We start from the raw sequence: 19,633 nt of genomic DNA, 5'->3' as shown, positions 1-19,633 counted from the left end.
GTTGCAATTTTTAAAAGTCAATATTAACACCAAACACGAAAGATCTTGGTCTAGGGTAAAAACTGTTGTCGATACCACCATTGATTTCGGGATCTAAGCCATCGTAATCTGTAAAGACTGCTACGTTTTGAATAGAACCGTAAAGTCTAATTGTAGTGTCTTTGATAGCATGGTTTAAGGTGTGTCCTAAAGTGATGTTGTCTATTCTAAAGAAAGAGGCGTCCTGTATAAAGTAGTTACTTAACAAGGTATTGTCAGTAATTTGTTGGAATCCTGAATTTAAATATTCAGAATGAATATTGCTTAAATAATTGTTACTTGAAGGAATTACATTATTTAGGTAGGCATTTCCTGAAGCCACGTTGTTGTATGCATAATTACCAATGCTAGCTCTTGTTTGTACGGAAAGGTCCCAATTTTTGTAGTATACATTGGTGTTCAATCCCATTAATACATCAGCGTAAGGATCTTTGTAGATGAACTTGTCGGCATCATTGATAACGTTATCACCATTTCTATCAACAAACGCTCCTTCTATAGGATCGCCGTTTTCGTCATAGATTTGCTGGAATACCAAGAAGCTATAGGGCGCTTCCCCTTCTATGTGGGTTTGGATGTTGTTACCTACACCTCCCGAGATACCTCCAACATACTGTTGGTCTGGCATACGTGTTACTTCATTGTCATTAAAAGAGACATTGTAGTTAACAGACCACTCAAAATCTTCAGTTCTAACAGGAATTACAGTAAGGTCAAATTCTACACCTTTGTTTTCCATGTCACCAATATTGGCAGCGATTCTGTTAGAGAAGTTGGTAAATGGATCTACCGTTGAGGTGGCAATCAAATCGTTACTTTTTCTTATGTAGGCATTAACAGACCCTTTAATTCTGTTCTCTGCAAAGCCATAGTCCAAACCAACGTTAAAGGTTTCACTAACCTCCCATTTAAGATCTTTGTTGATAGCATCCGGTCTATAGGTTGGATAGTAATTATTTCCAAATAGATAGGTTGCAAAAGAGTTACTTCCTGTATAACGAGTTAAGAATAAGTAGTCTCCCAAACCGTTTACGTTACCTACGGTTCCGTAACCAACTCTAAGTTTCAATTCGGTGACACCACTATCTTCCATGAATTCTTCTTTTTTAAGGTTCCAAGCCAAAGCAGCTGACGGGAAATACCCCCATCTGTCGTTCGAATTAAGTTTGGAAGAAGCATCTGCTCTAAAAGTTGCAGTTAATAAGTAGCGTCCTTTATAGTCGTAGTTCAATCTACCAAAATAAGAAAGCAATACACTTTTACTTCTGTCAATGTATTCAAATTGAATATCGGCATCTGGGTTTTCAATGGCGTTTTGCTCATCGATACTGCTATAGCTGTAGCCATCAAATTCAAATGATTGGTAGGAGTATCCCGCTACCACATTTAAATTGTGGGCCTCATCATTAAATGACTTGTTGTATGTCAAATAGGCATCTAGCAATTGGTCTGTTCTTTCTTGGGAATATTCATTTCTGGAACCAATCCAATCTGGATCAGTTGAAGGATATTCTTCTGAAGTAACTGTTCTTCCAGCACTATTGGATTTGTCTAACCCTAAATTAACAGTCGCTGTTAATTCTGGTAAGAAATGGAATTTATAGTCCATTTTGGCATTTCCTAAGAAACGTCTAACCTCAGAGGTGTCATCAACCAAGTTCAATTGAGCTACCGGGTTAATAGGTGATAAACTAATGTGTGTACCAGTACCGTCTACCCAATCAAAGTAACTGCCATCTGCATTGTATACAGGCTGCGTAGGGTCGTACACGTTGGCAGAGCCAATAGCGCCTCTGTTTCCAAAGAAATTCTCAGTGTACTGTCCTTTAGCGTTTAACTCAATTTTAAGATGGTCGTCAAATAATTTAGGAGTGAAACTCAAGGACCCCGTGGTTCTTTTAAAGTTGTCTCTTTTTAAGATACCATCATGATCGGAATATCCTAAAGAGGCTCTCATTGGAACTCCCCAAGCACTTCCCAAAGCACTAAAGTTGTGATCTTGACCAAAAGCATTTGAATAAATTTCATCCTGCCAATCGGTATTGGCATTACCTAGCAGGGCCAATGTGGCTTCATTGGCACGAGGATGGTTAGCAACAACTTCTCTAAATTGATCTGCATTAAGAAGGTCTACGGTAGCATTTGAGGTGTGATGCGTAGTAGAAGAATTTAAATTGAATTTAAAATCGTTGTCCTTTCCTTTTTTAGTGGTAATCAAAATAACCCCGTTACCCCCTCTAGACCCATAAATGGCCGTTGCAGAGGCATCTTTTAAAACCACCATGCTTTCAATGTCGTTAGGGTTAACCAGGTTTAATGGGTTTCTGGCACCACCAACAGCATCGTTATTGATAGGGATTCCGTCTATTACAATTAAAGGATTACTGCTTAAGGATAGGGATCCTGTACCTCTAATACGGATATCCTGTCCTTCACCAGGTGCACCACTACCAGATGTAATGGACACCCCAGCTACCTTACCGGTAATTAATTGCTGGGCGGATACAATAGGTCCTTTGTTGAAGTCTTCAGAAGTTACCATGTCAGCAGTTCCCGTAAGGTCATCTTTTTTTACTGCACCGTAACCAATAATTACAACTTCATCCAATTTGGCAGCATCCTCAACCATACTAACGTTTAAGGTGCTTTGGCCTGTGTAAGTGATTTCTTGGGTAATATACCCCACATAGGAAAATACAATAACGTCTCCATTATTGACGTTCAATTGGTAATTCCCATCAAAATCGGTTGCCGTTCCCGAAGTGGTGCCCTTAATAATGACATTTACCCCAGGTAGTGGCAAGGATGAAGATTCTTCCGTTACTACACCTGAAAGTTGGGACTGCGCAAACAGGAATGAAGGCAGCATGCAACACAGGAATAATAAGTAATTTAGCGTTGTTTTCATACAATACTTTTGAATTAGTTTGTTAACTTTATTTAGTTATATTTTCACTTCTCAATGATAAAACTAGGTAAATTTTATGTCAATTTTTATGATATCCATTTTATAGGGGTTGCGCAAACGTTTTCGTGTTGAAAACTTTAGCTTAAAATATGAAATAAATGAATATGGCACCAAGAATTTAACAGATTATCAATTTAGGAGTATATTTATTGCCGGAAAAGAAAAATTTATGAAAAGAAAGGTTACGCTAAAACAGATTGCGAAAGAGTTGGAGGTTTCCATTGGAACCGTGTCTAAAGCCCTCAGAAACAGTAAGGAAATTAGTGAGGACACGCGTGAAAAAATCCAAGCATTTGCGAAACTCTATAACTATAAACCGAACAACATTGCCCTGAGCTTAAAAAACAGGAAAACGAAGACCATTGGGATTATCATTCCGGAGATTGTGCACCACTTTTTTTCCAAGGTCATAATGGGGATAGAAAAAGTGGCCAATAAGCGAGGGTACAATGTTATTGTAGGGCTTTCCAACGAGTCTTTTGACAAGGAAGTCATTAATATGGAAATGTTGGCCAATGGCAGTATTGACGGGTTTATTCTGTCAATTTCCAAAGAAACTTTGCTGCAGCAGGATTACCACCATTTTAAGGAAACCATTGCGCAAGGAATGCCAATCGTCATGTTTGATAGAGTAGTAAATGAAGTAGACTGTGATAAGGTAATTGTAGATGATTTTCAGGGGTCAAAAAATGCCGTTAAAAAATTAATCGCCAATGGTTGTAGGCATATTGCTATCATAACCACCAAAGACTATGTTAGTGTAGGGCGTTTGAGAACGCAAGGTTATTTGGAGGCCTTGGAAGAGCATAAGTTTGAACCGGAATCTGGTTTGATCTTGAAAATAGTGGAGGAATTGGATTCTGAAGATCACTTGGAGGAATTGGAACGGGAGATTGAATACCTCTTTAAGGACAATCCTGAATTGGATGGTATTTTTGCGGTTAACGAACTCTATGCGCTTACGGCAATGAAAGTGGCGAGACGTCTTAATAAAAATATTCCTGAAGACCTGCAGGTCATAGGTTTTACCGATGGCGTATTGTCCAAGCATGCTACGCCTAGTTTGACGACTGTAAGCCAGCATGCCTTGCAAATAGGAGAAAAGGCTGCAGAACTTTTAATAGATAAATTGGAAGGTGAAACTGAGGAAGAGATCTGTAAAACAGTGGTTTTGGAAACCGAATTAATAGAGCGAGAATCCACCAAATAAAAAAGATAACTCGTAGGTAACGAACTTTTTGTTATCTTTACACCCGATCAAAACTTATATTTTCACTTCTCACCTATAAGTTTTGATAAGTTAACGCTTATCAAAATAGTATCAATTAAAAGTACTATTTAAATGAAAAAGCGTGTATTAGGCTTTTGGGAAATCTGGAACATGAGTTTTGGGTTTCTCGGAATTCAAATGGGGTTTGCCCTGCAAAATGCCAATGCCAGTAGAATTTTACAGATTTTCGGAGCAGATGTACATCATTTGTCCTGGTTTTGGATTGTGGCACCTCTTACCGGATTAATTGTTCAACCAATCATTGGGCATTACAGCGACAGAACCTGGACTAGATTGGGCCGAAGGCGACCTTATTTTTTAGTAGGGGCTTTGCTGGCGGCACTAGGATTGGTTTTAATGCCTAATGCAGATATGTTCACAGCATTTATGCCTGCCATATGGGTGGGAGCTGGAATGTTGATGATCATGGATGCTTCTTTTAACGTAGCCATGGAGCCGTTTCGCGCTTTGGTTGCAGACAATCTTCGAACAGATCAAAGAACCTTAGGGTTCAGTATTCAAACAGTTTTAATAGGTATAGGTGCTGTGGTTGGTTCATGGTTGCCTTATGTGCTTACTAACTTTTTCGGGGTTTCCAATTCTGGAAAAGATGGTGGTGTGCCTCTTAATTTATTACTATCCTTTGGGATTGGAGCCGCTATTTTGGTGGTAAGTGTTCTTGTTACGGTGTTTAGGACCAAAGAATATTCGCCTGAAGAGTTGGCTCAAATGTCAGATCAAGAAGAAGTGCCTGAAGATGAAAAATCCAGTTTAATGGATATTTTTACAGACTTTGCTAAAATGCCTCAAACTATGAGGCAGCTGGCTTGGGTGCAATTCTTCTCTTGGTTCGGCCTTTTTGGAATGTGGGTGTTTTCTACCCCAGCTTTAGCACATCATATCTACGGTTTGCCGGTTAGCGATACACATAGTGAAACGTATCAAAATGCTGGTGATTGGGTAGGCGTGCTATTTGGAGTGTACAATTTAGTTTCTGCAATTTTTGCCTTCTTTTTACCCGTTATAGCGGCGAGAATTGGAAGAAAACGAACTCATGTAATATCATTGATCATTGGAGGGATTGGTTTAATATCCATGTATTTCTCTCCAAATCAATATTGGTTGATATTATCAATGGTGGCCGTAGGAATTGCTTGGGCCAGTATCCTGGCAATGCCCTATGCTATTTTGGCGGGGTCTATCCCAGCCAGAAAAATGGGAGTGTATATGGGGATTTTCAACTTCTTTATCGTAATCCCTCAAATTATTAATGCCTTTATAGGCGGACCTATCGTAAAATATTTTTACAACGAAAATGCCATGTTGGCTTTGGTAACTAGTGGAGTGAGCTTTTTAATTGCGGCACTTTTAGTGAGAAGAGTAAAGGATGTGGATGAAATAATAGAAACAGCAAATGAATAAGAAAGGATTTATTTTCGACCTGGATGGTGTTATTGTAGACACTGCAAAATACCATTTTTTGGCTTGGAAAAAGTTAGCCAATAGTATTGGCGTGGATTTTACCGAAACACAAAACGAACAATTGAAAGGTGTGAGTCGTGTAAAATCGTTGGAAAAGATATTGGCTTGGGGCAACAAGACGGTTTCCGAAGCAGAATTCAAGGAACTTATGGATTCCAAAAATACCGATTACCTGAACTACATCGAGCAGATGAATGCTTCAGAAATTCTGCCGGATGTTCCTAAAGTGCTCAATTACCTTATCGAGAATAAACAGGGAATTGCCTTGGGCTCGGCCAGTAAAAATGCCACGGTTATTTTGGAAAAGGTCGATTTGCTTTCCAAGTTCGATCAAATTGTGGATGGTAACCATGTGGTAAAAGGAAAACCAAATCCAGAAGTGTTTTTGAAAGGGGCGGAAGCTTTGGGAATAGAACCTAAACACTGCATCGTGTTTGAAGACGCGTCGGCAGGAATCGAGGCGGCCAAGGCAGCCCAAATGATTGCCATAGGCATAGGAGATAAAACGGTATTGGGAGATGCCGATTATGTATTTAATGATTTTACAGAAATCTCAACAGATTTTATTAAAGAACTAATTGAAAAATGAATCAAGATTATATAAAACCAGACAATTGGTCCATTATTGAGGAAGGGTTTGAGCCAGATCGCGTTAAATCCTCAGAGAGTTTATTTAGTATTGGAAATGGAGCCATGGGCCAACGTGCCAACTTTGAAGAGCAGTACTCCGGTCCAACATTCCAAGGCAGCTATATCGCTGGGGTTTATTATCCTGATAAAACCCGTGTGGGCTGGTGGAAAAATGGCTATCCAGAGTATTTTGCCAAAGTATTGAATGCTCCCAATTGGATAGGGATTAACGTGTATGTGGATGGCGAGGCTTTGGATTTGCACCTTTGTACAGAAGTGAAGGATTTTGTTAGGGAACTGAACATGAAAGAAGGTTGGTTATCTAGATCCTTTACGGCAACACTTCCAAATGGAGTGGAGGTAAAGGTGGCTTCCAAAAGGTTTTTAAGTCTTGATTTAGATGAAGTGGGCGCCATCAATTATTCGGTGACACCACTCAATAAAGATGTGGCCATTGTTTTTGAGCCTTATTTGGATGCAGGAATCACCAACGAAGATTCCAATTGGGATGACAAATTTTGGAACATTACCAACATTACCCACAATGGTGTACAAGCCTTCATAGAGGCTCACACTATGAAAACGCAATTCCATACCTGTACGTTTATGGAATCGCAATGTTTGGTAAATGGTAAAGCACTTGCTTTAACCCCAAACATTTCTCAAAACGATACCAGAATCAGTTTTGAATACACTTCCGATGTAAAGGCAAAAGACACCTTTACTATCAACAAAATGGGAGGTTATGTGGTAGATAGAAATCACGATAAAACCCATTTAGTGGCCGCAGCCAAAAGTGCTTTGCAAGAGGCCTATAATTTAGGTTTTGAAGGTTTGTTGGCAAAACAAAAAGAGGCTTGGGCCAATATTTGGGCTATGGCCGACATCACCATAGAAGGTGATGTAAAAGCACAACAGGGAATCCGTTTCAATATTCTGCAATTGAACCACACTTATTTAGGGAAAGATGCACGATTGAATATTGGACCAAAAGGATTTACCGGTGAAAAATATGGCGGTAGTACCTATTGGGATACCGAAGCTTATTGTATCCCGTTCTACATGGCTACCAAAGATCAAAATGTGGCAAGAAGCTTGTTGGAATACCGTTACCATCATTTGGATAAAGCCATTGAAAATTCTGAGAAATTGGGCTTTTCAAATGGAGCTGCTTTGTATCCTATGGTAACCATGAATGGAGAAGAATGTCATAATGAGTGGGAAATCACTTTTGAGGAAATTCACCGTAACGGAGCCATTGCCTTTGCCATTTTTAACTACTACAGGTATACTGGCGATTACAGTTACATTCCAGAAAAAGGATTGGAAGTATTGATAGGGATTGCCCGTTTTTGGCATCAACGCGCGACCTTTTCAACAGCGAAAAATAAATATGTCATCTTGGGCGTAACAGGTCCGAATGAATACGAAAACAATGTCAACAATAATTTCTACACCAATTACATTGCCCAATGGTGTATCAATTATGCTTTGGAAAACATTGAGAAAATAAAAGGCGAGTATGCCGAAGATTATTCCAGAATCATGGACAAAGTCCAATTGGGAGCTGAGGAACTAAAAGCTTGGAAAGATGTGTCTGGCAATATGTATTTCCCATATTCCGAAGAGCACCAAGTGTATTTGCAACAGGATGGCTTCTTGGATAAGGAATTGATAACGGTTGCCGATTTGGATAAATCCGAACGGCCAATCAACCAAAAATGGTCTTGGGATCGCATTTTGCGTTCACCTTATATAAAACAGGCGGACACTTTACAAGGGTTCTACTTTTTTGAAGACCATTTTTCTACTGAGGAATTGGAGCGTCATTTTAATTTCTACGAGCCATTTACGGTTCACGAAAGTTCCTTGTCGCCATGTGTGCATAGCATTCAAGCTGCAAAATTGGATCAAATGGAAATGGCTTATACCTTTTATTTGAGAACATCGCGTCTGGATTTGGATGATTATAACAAGGAAGTGCACGAAGGACTTCACATTACGTCCATGGCAGGGACTTGGATGAGTATTGTAGAAGGTTTTGGAGGGATGCGTGTGAAGGAAGACAAGTTGTTCTTCGAACCAAAAATTCCAAAGGAATGGACCAGTTATTCTTTCAAAGTGAACTTCAGGCATCAAATTTTGAAAGTGAATGTGTCTCAAAAGCAAACAAGCTTTGAGTTGGAAACAGGTGATGCTTTGGACATTTTGGTGAATGATCAAGTAATTACAGTAACAAAAGGAACTACAGCGACTTTGGGATAGCCCAGAGTTTGGAATACAAAGTAAAGAATCGGTATTAAAGGAAAAAAGATGAAGAGAGTTAGTATATTATTTTTAGTGTTGTTTTTGGCCTTTCAGGGGATTTGGGCACAGGTGCTACAATCGCCAAATGGGGCTTTGGAAATGGAATTTTCGTTAAAACAGAACGGCACGCCAACCTATCAATTGTCCTACAAAAACAAGGCTGTTGTAAAACCAAGTAGTTTGGGCTTGGAGCTCAAGGATGATAAAACCTCCTTGTTGAATGGCTTTGAAATTGTAAATACCGAAACAGCAACTTTTGATGACAATTGGACACCTGTTTGGGGTGAAGAACAAACCATTAGAAACCATTATAATGAATTGGCGGTAACGCTAAAACAAACCGAAACGGATCGCACTATGCGCATCCGTTTTCGTTTGTTTGATGAGGGCTTGGGCTTTCGATATGAATTTCCGTCGCAGCCAAATTTGGTGTATTTCGTCATCAAGGAAGAGCGCACCCAATTTGCAATGGCAGGAGACCATATCGCACTCTGGATTCCTGGAGATTATGATACTCAAGAATACGATTATACCAAATCAAGATTGTCGGAAATTAGAGGAAAGTTTGATGCAGCTGTAACAGGAAATGCTTCGCAGGAACAGTTTTCTAAAACAGGCGTGCAAACAGCTTTGATGATGAAAACCGATGACGGTTTGTATATCAACATCCATGAAGCGGCCTTGATCAATTATTCCTGTATGCACTTGAATTTGGATGACAAAAACTTGGTGTTTGAATCTTGGTTAACGCCAGATGCCAATGGGGACAAAGGCTATATGCAGGCCCCTTGTAATACGCCTTGGCGTACGGTGATGGTAAGCGATGATGCTAGGGATATTTTGGCGTCAAGAATTACCTTGAACTTGAATGATCCTTGTGAAATTGAGGATACCTCATGGATTAAGCCCGTGAAATACATTGGTGTTTGGTGGGAAATGATCACGGGTAAAAGTTCTTGGTCCTACACCAATGATTACCCTGCAGTACAGTTGGGCGTAACCGATTTTTCCAAAGCAACGCCTAATGGTACCCATGCCGCCAACACGAAGCATGTTAAAGATTATATTGATTTTGCTGCCGAACATGGTTTTGATGCCGTTTTGGTAGAAGGTTGGAACGAAGGTTGGGAAGATTGGTTTGGAAAGTCCAAGGATTATGTCTTCGATTTTGTAACCCCATATCCAGATTTTGATGTGGAAGGCATTCATCAATATGCCAAATCCAAAGGTGTTGAAATGATCATGCACCATGAAACCTCAGGATCGGTTCGTAACTACGAGCGCCATTTGGAACAGGCATATCAATTTATGAATGACCATGGCTATACTGCCGTAAAAAGTGGCTATGTGGGAGATATTTTGCCAAGAGGCGAAAACCACTATAACCAGTGGATTGTTAACCACTATCAATATGCTTTAGAGCAGGCAGCCGAACATAAAATCATGATCAATGCTCATGAGGCAGTACGACCAACTGGTGTTTGCAGAACATGGCCTAATTTAATTGGGAACGAATCGGCAAGAGGAACCGAATACCAAGCTTTTGGAGGTTCAAAACCTAACCATGTGACCATTTTACCATTCACGCGTTTAATTGGAGGGCCGATGGATTATACTCCAGGTATTTTTGAAATGGACATCAGTAAGCTTAATCCTGCCAATCAATCGCATGTCAATAGTACTATTGCCAACCAATTGGCATTGTACGTTACCATGTACAGTCCGTTGCAAATGGCGGCCGATTTACCAGAACATTACAAGCAGTTTATGGATGCTTTTCAATTTATAAAAGACGTGGCTATAGATTGGGAGAAAAGTGTGTATCTAGAGGCTGAGCCTGGAGAGTACATCACCATTGCAAGAAAAGAAAAAGGGGGTAGCAGTTGGTTTGTTGGAAATGTAAACGGCGTGGACGGCAGAACAGCTGACATCAAACTGGATTTTCTAGAAGATGGAAAAAAATATTTGGCCACTATTTATGCCGATGCTAAGGATGCTCATTATAAAACCAACCCACAGGCTTACACGATTAAGACTAAAAAAGTGACCAGTAAATCTAAATTGTCGCAGTATTCTGCTCCAGGAGGAGGTTTTGCCATTAGTATAACAGAGATTAAATAAGAATTATGAAACAAGTGTTGGGGATATATTTTGGAGGGCTAAAGCATACGGTTATTTGTGGTGCTTTTCTTGGGCTGAGTCTATTTACAAACGCTCAAATTGAAAGGGTGGAACCACCCAACTGGTGGGTAGGTTTTAAAAATCCATCTGTGCAACTATTGGTGAAGGGGGACGATGTTGGCAAGCTTACGCCAAGTGTGGAATCTTCGGGAATTTCCATTGTTAAAGTCCATAAAGCCGATAGCCCCAATTATTTGTTTATCGATTTGAACATAGCGCCTTCTGTGAAAGCAGGGAGTTTTGATATCGTCTTTAAAAATGGCAGAAAGGAAAAAGAACGCATCACTTATGAACTGAAACAGCGTGACAAGTCTTCGGAGCAATTTGAAGGTTTCAACAGCAGTGATGCCATTTACTTGATTACGCCTGATCGCTTTGCCAATGGCGACACATCTAATGATGTGCGTGCCAATATGAATGAAAAAATCATCGATCGTAAAAACGATTATGGTCGACATGGAGGGGATATTGAAGGGATTATTCAGCATTTGGATTATATAGAAAGCATGGGCTTTACAGCCATTTGGCCAACGCCCTTGTTGACCAACGATATGCCAGAATCTTCATATCACGGTTATGCTATTACCGATTTTTATGAGGTAGATCCAAGGTTTGGAACTTTGGAGGATTACAAAACACTTTCGCAACAAGTATCTCAAAAGGGGATGAAACTCATCATGGACATGGTGGCGAACCATTGTGGAAGTTACCATTGGTGGATGAAGGACTTACCTTTTAAGGATTGGGTGAACCAACAAGAGGCTTATGAGGCTAGTGGAAAGGTGAAAAACTCCAATCACAGACGTACGACCAATCAGGATTTGTACGCTTCTATTATTGATAAGAAAGAAATGAGCGAAGGTTGGTTTGTACCTGCTATGCCAGATTTGAACCAGCGCAACCCTTTCATGGCTAATTATATCATCCAAAACAACATTTGGTGGGTGGAAACGCTTCAGTTGGGAGGCATCAGACAGGATACCTACCCATATCCCGATAAGGAATTTATGGGGAAATGGGCCGGTGCCATCATGACCGAATATCCTAATTTCAATATTGTGGGAGAAGAGTGGAGTGTCAATCCTTTGTTGGTAAGATATTGGCAAACCGGAACCCCCAATAAGCAAGGCTACGAATCGCATTTAAAGTCTACGATGGATTTTCCTATGCAGGAAGCCATTGTAAAAGCTTTGAATGAAGAAGAAACATGGGGGACAGGTTTGGTAAGGATGTATGAAGGTTTGGCCAACGATTTTGTCTACACCAATCCAAAATCCATAATGGTATTTCCAGACAATCATGATATGGATCGTGTGTTTACCCAGTTAAAGGAAAACATTCCCCATACAAAAATGGCGCTAAGTTATATGGCTTTGATGCCGCGCACCCTGCAGATGTACTACGGTACGGAAATACTCATGCAAAACACAGCCAAACCTCACGACCATGGACTGATTAGAACAGATTTTCCTGGGGGTTGGGATACTGATGCTGTCAATGCCTTTACAGGAAAAAGTTTGTCTGCTGAGAAGAAGGACATGCAGCAGTTTGTAAAATCACTATTGAATTATCGCAAGCAAAGTAAGGCAATCCATGACGGAAGTACCCTGCATTTTGCTCCTGATAATGGCGTGTACTTGCTATCTAGAAGCCAGGGAGAGGAAACAGTGGTTTTGATTATCAATAAGAATAATGTCGAGCAAACCATAGACTTGGATCGTTTTGAGCAATTGGGACTTAAAGGGAAATCCATGACCGATATCCTTTCTAAAGAAAAGATTGTTTGGGATCGAAATGTAACATTACCTGCAAAGGGAATGCTGCTTTTATCAACATTAAATACATTTTAAAATACTTTTTTGGTTATGATTTTCAGTCGTTTATGTTATTTTGCAGTAGCGCTTCTTCTCGTTTTGGGATGCAAGGAAAAAACAGAGACTCCTATGACAAGTGAAACACAACCAATCTCGGATAATACTGCTAAAAAAGAAGTCGTTTATCAAGTGTTTACACGACTTTTTGGCAATACGAACGCCACCAACAAGCCTTGGGGAACCATTGAAGAAAATGGTGTTGGAAAATTTAACGACTTTTCAGATAAAGCGCTTCAGGAAATTAAGGATCTAGGAGTGACCTATATTTGGTATACCGGTGTACCTCACCATGATGTCATTACCGATTATACTGCTTATGGAATTTCCAACGACGATCCCGATGTGGTGAAAGGCCGTGCCGGCTCTCCATATGCGGTGAAGGATTATTATAATGTGAATCCTGATTTGGCAGAAGACGTTTCCAAACGTTTGGAAGAATTTGAAGCCTTGATTGAGCGTACACATAAAAATGGATTAAAACTCATTATTGATATTGTGCCAAATCACGTAGCAAGAAACTATCAAAGCATCACAAATCCTGAGGGAGTAGAAAGCTTCGGAGCTAAGGATGATACTTCAAAAGCATACAGTGTTAACAATAATTTTTATTACATCCCGGGGGAAGCTTTTAAGGTGCCAGTGCCCGAAAATAATTACCAACCTTTGGGTGGACAACCAAATCCTTTGGCAGATGGTAAGTTTGATGAAAACCCGGCCAAGTGGACTGGAAATGGATCGCGTTTGGCGCAGCCCAATTTTCACGATTGGTACGAAACGGTAAAAATAAATTATGGGGTAAGTCCAGATGGACACAAGGATTTTCCTGAGTTGCCAGAAGGTTTTGAAAATAAGGATTACCAAGCGCACTATCAATTTTGGAAAGATAAAATAGTACCGGATTCTTGGGTGAAGTTTAAGGATATTGCCTTGTATTGGTTGGAAAAAGGCGTGGATGGCTTTAGATATGATATGGCAGAAATGGTTCCTGTGGAATTTTGGAGCTATATGAATTCAGCTATAAAAATGAAAAACCCAGATGCCTTTTTATTGGCAGAGGTTTACAATCCAGATTTATATAGAGCCTATATCCATAAAGGGAAAATGGACTATCTGTACGACAAGGTTCAGTTGTATGATACCTTGAAGCATATCATGCAAGGCCATGGCAAAACCGATAATATTCCGCCTATTCAAAACTATTTGTCCGACATAGAACACCATATGTTGCACTTTTTGGAAAACCACGACGAGCAACGTATTGCGAGCCCTGAATTTGCAGGAGATGCCCAAAAGGCAAAGCCGGCGATGGTGCTATCTGCAACCATCAGTACGTCACCAACCTTAATTTATTTTGGTCAGGAATTTGGAGAGCCTGGAGCTGAAGATTTAGGCTTTGGTGATCCTTCCCGAACTTCCATTTTTGATTATGGAAGTGTTCCTACATTAAGACGCTGGGTAAACGACAAACAATTTGATGGAGGCAAGTCTACACCAGAAGAGCTGGAATTGCGCGATTTCTACAAGCGCTTGCTAAATTTTACAATTTCCAGTGAAGCCTTGATGGGGGAATATGAAGAGCTTCATACCTACAATACCCATCATACCGAGCATTATGGTTTGAAGCAGTTTTCTTTTGCGCGTTGGAATGGAAATGAAAAGTTGATTATTGTCTCCAATTTTGATCCTTATTTTGGTACAGAATTCGATTTGAAGTTGCCAGAATCCTTAAGGCAAAAATGGCAATTACAAGGAGGAGATTATATTTTGAAAGATCAACTTTATAATGATTTTCAAACAACTTTGCATGTCACGGATTCTAGTGCTTCGGCAAGAATTCCTTTAAAACCTTTAGAATCTTTTATTCTTAAATTTCAGTAGTTTATGAAACGCTTTCTATGTATCTTAGGGTTATCAATTTTTATGATGAATTGTCAAGAGAAAAAAGTTGAGACATTAACTGCAAAGCCTGAAGCTCCATTTGTATGGGAAGGTGCCAACGTGTATTTCATGTTGACCGATCGCTTTAAGAATGGCGATACGTCTAACGATGTTAATTTTGATCGGGACAATATCACCGGTTTTCTTCGCGGGTTCGAAGGAGGCGATTTAAAAGGTGTTATACAGAAAATTGAAGACGGTTATTTTACAGATTTGGGTATTAATGCTATTTGGATGACCCCCATCGTAGAACAGATACATGGCAGTACTAATGAAGGTACCGGAAGGACTTATGGTTTCCATGGCTATTGGACCAAAGATTGGTCGGCATTGGACCCTAATTTTGGAACGAAAGAGGATTTGCACCAATTGGTAAAGGTGGCTCACGAACATGGTATTCGTATCTTGTTAGATGCGGTTATCAACCATACTGGACCGGTTACGGAAAAGGACCCAGTTTGGCCTGATACTTGGGTGCGAACCAATCCGCAATGTTCCTATAAAGATTACGAGTCTACTGTAGAATGTACCTTGGTGGCCAATCTTCCCGATATTAGAACCGAAAGTAATGACGATGTTGAGTTGCCTCCACAACTGGTGGAAAAATGGAAGGCCGAAGGACGTTATGAAGAAGAAGTTGCCGAGTTGGATGCCTTTTTTGAAAGAACGGGTCATCCAAGAGCGCCAAGGTTTTATATCATGAAATGGCTCACTGATTACATCACCGAATTCGGGATAGATGGCTATAGGGTGGATACGGTAAAACATACTGAGCCTTATGTGTGGCAAGAATTTAAAAAAGAATGCGATTATGCCTTTGCGGAATGGAGAAATAACCATCCAGAAAAAGTATTGGATGATAATGAGTTCTATTTAATTGGAGAGGTGTATAATTATGGTATTAGTGGTGGAAAATACTTTGATTTTGGTGATCAAAAAGTGAACTACTTTGATGAAGCCTTTAATAGCTTAATCAATTTTGAAGCCAAATGGAATGCCAAGCAAATGGATTATGAGAGCATGTTCAAAAAGTACTCAGATAGCTTGAATTCTGCGTTGAAAGGGTATAGTGTGCTTAATTACATGAGTTCGCATGACGACGGGCAACCATTCGACCCTAAAAGGGAAAAACCGTTTGAAACTGCTAATAGGTTGCTATTGTGTCCAGGAGGGTCTCAAGTGTATTATGGAGATGAATTGGCAAGGCCTTTAGTAATTGCAGGTGCTACGGGAGATGCTACTTTAAGGTCTTTTATGAATTGGGAGGACGTACAAAGTAATTCTAAGACATCAGCTGTTTTAGCGCATTGGCAAAAGTTGGGACAATTCCGAAGAAATCATCCTGCAGTAGGAGCCGGAACCCACCAGATGCTATCCAAGGAACCTTACGTGTTTTCGCGAACCTATTCTAAAAATGGGTTTACTGATGAGGTGGTTATTGGTATCTATTTAGGGAAAGGATCTAAAGAAGTGAATGTGTCAAATATCTTTGCAGAAGGTGAAATCTTATATGATTTTTATTCAAATCAAGAGGTTACGGTTGTATCTGGAAAAGTAACTGTAGATTCCAATTTTGATACTGTGTTATTGGAAAGGCAGTAATGATGCTTTACCTTTTTAAGGTAAAATGACCTCGGTGGGTGGTGCCATCGGCTCTGTTAACCACAAACCAATAATCACTTGAAGGCATATTGTGCCCATTATAAGTGCCATCCCAGCCATAATCTTGAGCACTTAAGGAAGTGAGTATTTTTCCAAAGCGATCAAAGATGATGATTTCTATTTTTGGTTCGTTAGCAGCAAAATTAATGCGCCATAGATCATTGTGTCCATCACCATTTGGGGTGAAAAACTTGGGATAATTCAAAAGAAATGCTTCTTCACTCACAACACCACAGCCATTAAGATCCATTACATAAACTGTATAAGCTCCAGGTTCCAAATTTGTAAAAGTACTGCTGTCTTGATAGTTGATGCCATCAAGAGAATATTGATAATCTCCAATGCCACTAACATAAACTGTAATGGAATTATCGGTACTGGACCAATCGGTAGTTTCAATAGTTTCTATGGTGGCGATGCTAGAAGACACTACCGTAAAGGTTTTTATGGCTTCGCAATAAAAGTTGTCATAAACATTTTTAACGCTAACAGTATAGGTGCCGCTCTCGGTCACTGCAATTGCGTTGGTAGTGTCGCCTGTTGACCATTCGTAGCCAGAATATCCTGGGTCTGCCGTCAATAATACTGAGCCGCCTTCGCAAATGGATATGGTGTCGTCTGGACTTAGTTGGGGGACAGTTCCAACGGTAATTTCAAATGAGGTGGTTGCCGGACAAAAATCCAATGTGTTGTGGGCAACCCTAGCATAGATAATCTGTGGATTACTTGTATTGGTGTATAAATTGGGAAGGGGGTTGTCTCCTGTCTCGGCATCAGATTGGCTTAAATGATAAGTTACCGTATAATCGTCTGGATTTTGTCCTCCTAATATTTGTCCATTTTGTGTACTTAGATCGAAAGACGCATTGCTGGAACTGTCGTCCATACACTCCACCATATTGTCTGGGGTGTTGGCTCTTGCCAAAGGTGCTAAATTTTCGAGGTTGATGGTCGTGTTTTTGATACTTCCACAGGCATCTTCAATTTTAAACTCATAGATGCCAGGATCCAAGTCGTAAAAAATATTGCTGGTGCCATTGTCATAAACATATGGCGATGTAATACTGAAATTAAAAGGCTCTACACCCAAGACATCAAAATACACATCGTTGGTGCTTCCCATATTCCCACAGTTGAGGTCGAAAACGTCCGAAATGACCAACTCAGAAGTGATGGTAAAGGGTGTTAAAAGATCCATGCAAAAGTAATTGGGGTCTAAATTGTTGTATGACTGAAATACCTTGATAATTCTGAATTCACCAACAAGAAAAATATTGTAAATCATCGATTCGTTTTCTATTTCAATGGCATTAGTGTCATTAGGGATGTCTCCTTCGGTGTAGGTAACCCCAGAATATGGATGCCCCCATGCGTTGCTTTCTGGGAAGTATTTTTGGAACCACCAGCTTCTGTTAGTGACACTTTCATCAGTGTCGTTGATGCCCACATCAAACGAACCACAGTTTTTTTCTAATATATAGGCGTCTGGATTTGCGAAATAAGATTCAACCAAGGCACTTCCTGTAAATTCATATCCACATTCGTCGATGGCTTCAAAAGTGTAAATTCCAGATGGAAGAGAGTCAACATAAAAAACACCTCCAGAGGTAATGGCTGAACTGTAATCGTAAGGCAAGGTCTCCGAAAAGTCTGTTGGAGCAGAGGTGATGGTGAGGGAGGATAAGAAACCATAAGGAGAAGAAATTCTTAGGGTTCCCGAACCCGAGGTACAGCTTGCTGTACTAATGCTAAAAATATCCATTTGAACAAATTCAGGTATGGTTACTTCAACATAATGCTCATAGCCACAGTTGTCGGTAACTAAAATGATATAATCACCTACGGGTAAATCATAGTTGTTATATATACCACCAGTGATAAATTCAGAGGCGTCATAGGGCAGTTCAAACTCAAACGTATCTGGAGCAGACGTAAATACAACACTAACAACATCTTTGTCGGAAATAGAAATACTCAATTCCCCGGTTAGCGGGTTGCAAGCATTGTTCCCTGGATTTACAATAGGTGGTTCAGGATCTTCATTAAGGTCTTCAACAGTAATACTTGCAGTTGCAGTTCTGTCACAAGCATCGGTTAAAGTGATGGTGTAGTTTCCGATGGGAACGGACATGTCTACGTCTCCAAAATTGATTGAGTTTTCCGAAAATGGTCCAGGATAGTTGCTGTTGGATGCAACAGGATCAAAATCGGCTGGATATTCATCAAAAGTAACTTCGTAAGGAGGCATGAATCCGTTTACAAAGAGTTTGATGTATGCCCCACAAACCTCATTTATAATGTCACTCAAGAGGATTGTAGGAGCCGGATCCAGAAGCTCCTCGGTTGTAAACTGGTTGCCACAAGTGTCTTCTACAACAATGCTAACCTCAAAGGGTAAATCATCGTACAAAGTTACAAGGCTGCTTATTTCAATTTCTTCAAGGGCACCTTCAGTAACCGTTTGGGTGTACGTTTCTAAAGGTGTTCCTGACGATGGGGTCACTGTATAAGTAATGGTTAACGGGTAAATAAGTGGAAAGTTTTCTTCCGCGGTTAAAATAGAGGTCACCAATACTTCATCGCAAGAGTCATAAACTGTAGGGAGCGTTGTGGATGAGATATTTAGATTGTTATTTAGAGGGAACAAGCTGTAGGTTTTGGCAAGCGCATTGCCGCAAGCATCATAAACCCTTACTAAATAAGAACCCATAGGGAGATTTGTAAAAGTGTTGCTTGCCTGTGGCGCTACGGTTACGGGACCTGAGAAAATTTCATAGGACTCGGCATTTCCAGATGTGACGTTTACTGTTATGGAGCCCAATGTCTCGCAATTGGTGGAGCCGGAAAGTTCAAAATCCAATTCAGAAAAAAGATTTTCTATAGTGACATTTTGCTGCTGTGAGTTTTCCTCCGAACCTAAAACCTGTATGGCTTCAACTACATAGTCGCCGGCTTCCAGACCATTAAAACTATTATCTGTAGTTTGGGCAATGGGGGCTGCTGTGTCCGGTAGTAAATACAAGTTATATATTATCGAAGCTCCATCCGTAAGATTGGAAACGGTCATTTCTATGGTCCCATTCCCAGAACAAGTTTCATCGGTAGCGGTAACGGATAAGTTAAAATCTGATAACTGAGAAAAGCACATGCTAGTTATCAGACAAAAGAAGAAGGTGAAACCGCTTTTCATTTTTAGCATAAAAATGCGTTGTTTTAGTTCGAATTATGTGGGGAATAAGCGATAAATATAGGTATTTGTCAATAAAAAACAGAAAATGTCTG

The 19,633-nt window shown here is 40.1% G+C and carries 10 protein-coding genes; 8 read left to right on the top strand and 2 right to left on the bottom strand.

The window, feature by feature from the left end; translation table 11 throughout:
• Positions 1-10 precede the first annotated feature (10 nt).
• On the bottom strand, positions 11-2,947 hold the full coding sequence (locus tag RBH95_RS15555; protein WP_307900482.1) for a TonB-dependent receptor: 2,937 nt from the start codon (positions 2,945-2,947) through the stop codon (positions 11-13).
• A 229-nt stretch (positions 2,948-3,176) separates the two neighbouring features.
• Between RBH95_RS15555 and RBH95_RS15550 the strand changes: the two genes are divergently transcribed.
• The 8 genes from RBH95_RS15550 to RBH95_RS15515 all read left to right on the top strand — a co-directional run bounded on the left by RBH95_RS15550 (position 3,177) and on the right by RBH95_RS15515 (position 16,291).
• Positions 3,177-4,217 (top strand): LacI family DNA-binding transcriptional regulator, encoded by a 1,041-nt coding sequence (locus tag RBH95_RS15550; protein WP_307900481.1) that lies wholly within the window; start codon positions 3,177-3,179, stop codon positions 4,215-4,217.
• A gap of 132 nt (positions 4,218-4,349) precedes the next feature.
• The gene (locus RBH95_RS15545) at positions 4,350-5,699 is read left to right on the top strand and encodes an MFS transporter (RefSeq protein WP_307900480.1); all 1,350 of its coding nucleotides are present in this window, start codon (positions 4,350-4,352) and stop codon (positions 5,697-5,699) included.
• Positions 5,692-6,348 carry a beta-phosphoglucomutase gene (pgmB, locus tag RBH95_RS15540; RefSeq protein ID WP_053976176.1) on the top strand — a complete coding sequence of 219 codons (657 nt, stop codon included), beginning with the start codon at positions 5,692-5,694 and terminating at the stop codon, positions 6,346-6,348. Before RBH95_RS15545 ends, pgmB begins: the two co-directional genes overlap by 8 nt.
• Positions 6,345-8,654 carry a glycoside hydrolase family 65 protein gene (locus tag RBH95_RS15535; RefSeq protein WP_307900479.1) on the top strand — a complete coding sequence of 770 codons (2,310 nt, stop codon included), beginning with the start codon at positions 6,345-6,347 and terminating at the stop codon, positions 8,652-8,654. The genes pgmB and RBH95_RS15535 overlap by 4 nt, the downstream gene beginning before the upstream one ends.
• 48 nt (positions 8,655-8,702) lie before the next feature.
• Entirely contained in the window at positions 8,703-10,817 is a 2,115-nt protein-coding gene (locus tag RBH95_RS15530) for a glycoside hydrolase family 97 protein (protein ID WP_307900478.1), read from the top strand.
• A gap of 5 nt (positions 10,818-10,822) precedes the next feature.
• Positions 10,823-12,727: a glycoside hydrolase family 13 protein gene (locus RBH95_RS15525; protein WP_307900477.1), complete on the top strand. Its 1,905-nt coding sequence runs from the start codon at positions 10,823-10,825 to the stop codon at positions 12,725-12,727.
• Positions 12,728-12,820: 93 nt separating this feature from the next.
• A complete protein-coding gene (locus tag RBH95_RS15520; RefSeq protein WP_307900476.1) occupies positions 12,821-14,629 on the top strand; it encodes an alpha-amylase family protein in 1,809 nt (602 codons plus the stop codon).
• Positions 14,630-14,632: 3 nt separating this feature from the next.
• Positions 14,633-16,291 (top strand): alpha-amylase family glycosyl hydrolase, encoded by a 1,659-nt coding sequence (locus RBH95_RS15515; protein ID WP_307900475.1) that lies wholly within the window; start codon positions 14,633-14,635, stop codon positions 16,289-16,291.
• 7 nt (positions 16,292-16,298) lie between these two features.
• Here RBH95_RS15515 and RBH95_RS15510 read toward each other — a convergent pair whose 3' ends face one another.
• Entirely contained in the window at positions 16,299-19,499 is a 3,201-nt protein-coding gene (locus RBH95_RS15510; RefSeq protein ID WP_307900474.1) for a T9SS type B sorting domain-containing protein, read from the bottom strand.
• Positions 19,500-19,633: the final 134 nt, after the last annotated feature.

The sequence above is a fragment of the Mangrovimonas sp. YM274 genome (assembly GCF_030908385.1).
GTDB lineage: Bacteria > Bacteroidota > Bacteroidia > Flavobacteriales > Flavobacteriaceae > Mangrovimonas_A.
This window is presented reverse-complemented; position numbering and strand designations above follow the sequence as displayed.